Origin of the sequence: Bacillus haikouensis (assembly GCF_013179555.1) — a bacterium.
In the GTDB taxonomy this organism is placed as follows: domain Bacteria; phylum Bacillota; class Bacilli; order Bacillales; family Bacillaceae_B; genus Rossellomorea; species Rossellomorea haikouensis_A.
In genome coordinates, this window is record NZ_JABMCR010000475.1 from 1 (window position 1) to 2,002 (window position 2,002).

Consider the following 2,002-nt stretch of genomic DNA (forward strand, 5'->3'; position numbering starts at 1 on the left):
GAAGCGACGATTAAACGGATTTTGATAGTCAATAGTTCAACATCGGCTATCCCGACCGTAATATCCCCTGCGATGACAACCCCTTTATCTAAGACTTTCTCTAAAACATCCACAATCGTATTTGACTGCATCGAATGTTCCATAGCCATATCGTTGTCCTCCTTTAGATCAGATAGGAAGTGGTTACATCAGACTTCCCAGCGGCCCGAGATCTATATTAAGGTCTTCTGCATCAAGACCGAAAATCTCTTTTAATTCTTCCATTTTTTCTTCAAGATTCATCAAGGCAATCCCTAGATCCTCAACCTGTTGATCTGTCAAAGTGCCGCCTTCCACCCGCCTCATGGCATGCCTTTCCACTATTTGTCTAATTAACTCAATGACGGTGAGGACAAGCTGAGCTAAACCATCCTCAGGATTATCTGAATCGAAATTAATCCTGCCGCGCCCATTTGTCTGGCTGACCTGTTGCATGGATGAGTTCCTCCTTTTCTTTATCAAGTTTCCCGGAATTGATTTCTTTCCGAGTGCCATTTTTATGCTGGACCAGGGTTTCTACCGAGGAAATCAATATTCTGAGGTCTAAATAAACAAGATCGACACCTGCAATCGATATAACAAGGTCTCCTTTGATCGCTACACCTTTATCGAGAATCACGTCTAATATATCTATGAGTGCAATTTCCTTGTTTTCAATCGATTCTCTTACTGTCATAGCTCACAATTCCCTTCTATTCGCTCTCATACTGATTGAATCCCCTCAAGACTCTTCCCTTGAAACAGCCAATTTTATGAAAAACTTGAGAAATGGTACGGCGGCCAAGGTCCGGAAGCTTCGAAGCTCCAACCCGTTTTCTCGAGTTCTTCTTTATATCGATTCACTTCTTCGATGAAATCATCCACATTTTCTTCAGCGATCAGGAACACACTGTTCCAGGCCATGTTTTCCTGGCGTCCGGTGACATCCTTGCCCCAGTTTTTCTTTACACTGCCTTCGAGTGCCTTTTTTTTCAGCTTTTCGTGGACCTCTTCACAAATCTTGTTTTTCTCATTTTCAAGTTCATTATCAATCAATTTGTCTATCTTTTTCTTTTCAAAAAACTGTCTGCCTTTAGGCAGCTCGCTGATTTCTGTTCTTTTCTCTTCGATGGCAGGGTTGCTCTCGCTCACTTCTTCCCTGAGCCGTTTATCATTGCAGAAGATCTTCAGATTCCATTCTTCATTCCCCTTCAGCTTTGAAAAGGTGCTTTCCAGCTTATTGCGATTGCTTTCAACGCTGGTCTTCAAGCTGTCTTCACTTTTATAAAGCGTACAGAACTTCAAGGGGACAATCGTATACATTTTCGATACCATCAAGACGGTTTCATGATGATGGAAAGCCTTCTCCTGAAGCCATTTCATATCATTTTCAATCTTATCCTTCAATTCTTCTTCCGTATGTTTACCGGAATCCAGGTCGCATACAATGGCTGTCACCTCACCAACCCCAATGGTATAAAGCTCGCTTTCACCATCGAAACCTGTTTTAGAGGGAAGCGATTGATCATTTGCTTCGTTCGTTGGGATCAAGCCATATAAATAAAGTAAATCGCTCATTTGTTCACCCTCATTCCTTCTTCTTCGTCATTTCTTCCCATTGTTCCATTTCCCGCCTCTTCGCGATTTCATATCTTGCCAGCAGTTCATCTTCCTTCTCCTGAAAGGCTTCTTCCGGTATTTCTCCAAGTTCATACATCATTTGAAGTTGAATTAGTTTTTGCTGAATGGTTGGAAGGTCGTAAAGTTCTTTGTCCGCTTCTTCTTGAATCTTTTCTCCGATCTTAATGACCATATTAATTGGTGCACTCACCAATTTGTGAATCATCCGGCTTCTTCAACCTTTAAGCGGATATTGACAAAGTTATATGCCGGCCATGGTCCGCTGTAATGAAAGTCGACCTTATCCTTCCACTTTTCATGTGCTTCATTCACCTTCTGGTCAAATAATTCTTCTTTGTCGCGA

General features: G+C 41.9%; 6 protein-coding genes. All 6 read right to left on the reverse strand.

Annotation, left to right across the window (positions count from 1 at the left end):
- On the reverse strand, positions 1–149 hold a 149-nt coding region (locus HP456_RS23335; protein WP_172255494.1), incomplete at its 3' end, for a gas vesicle protein.
- Between the two features lie 34 nt (positions 150–183).
- The gene (locus tag HP456_RS23340; protein WP_172255496.1) at positions 184–474 is read right to left on the reverse strand and encodes a gas vesicle protein K; all 291 of its coding nucleotides are present in this window, start codon (positions 472–474) and stop codon (positions 184–186) included.
- Entirely contained in the window at positions 434–715 is a 282-nt protein-coding gene (locus tag HP456_RS23345) for a gas vesicle protein (RefSeq protein WP_172255498.1), read from the reverse strand. Before HP456_RS23345 ends, HP456_RS23340 begins: the two co-directional genes overlap by 41 nt.
- A gap of 74 nt (positions 716–789) precedes the next feature.
- Positions 790–1,596, reverse strand: coding sequence for a GvpL/GvpF family gas vesicle protein (locus tag HP456_RS23350; RefSeq protein WP_172255500.1), 807 nt, complete (start codon positions 1,594–1,596; stop codon positions 790–792).
- A 10-nt stretch (positions 1,597–1,606) separates the two neighbouring features.
- Positions 1,607–1,864, reverse strand: coding sequence for a gas vesicle protein GvpG (locus HP456_RS23355; protein WP_172255502.1), 258 nt, complete (start codon positions 1,862–1,864; stop codon positions 1,607–1,609).
- The coding region (locus tag HP456_RS23360) for a GvpL/GvpF family gas vesicle protein (RefSeq protein WP_172255504.1) at positions 1,861–2,002 on the reverse strand (142 nt) is incomplete at its 5' end. The genes HP456_RS23360 and HP456_RS23355, both read right to left, overlap by 4 nt.

Excerpts from the sequence above, each read along its gene's own strand:
- HP456_RS23340 (WP_172255496.1), bottom strand. The coding sequence starts at position 474 with ATGCAACAGGTCAGCCAGACAAATGGGCGCGGCAGGATTAATTTCGAT.
- HP456_RS23345 (WP_172255498.1), bottom strand. The coding sequence starts at position 715 with ATGACAGTAAGAGAATCGATTGAAAACAAGGAAATTGCACTCATAGAT.
- HP456_RS23350 (WP_172255500.1), bottom strand. The coding sequence starts at position 1,596 with ATGAGCGATTTACTTTATTTATATGGCTTGATCCCAACGAACGAAGCA.
- HP456_RS23355 (WP_172255502.1), bottom strand. The coding sequence starts at position 1,864 with ATGATTCACAAATTGGTGAGTGCACCAATTAATATGGTCATTAAGATC.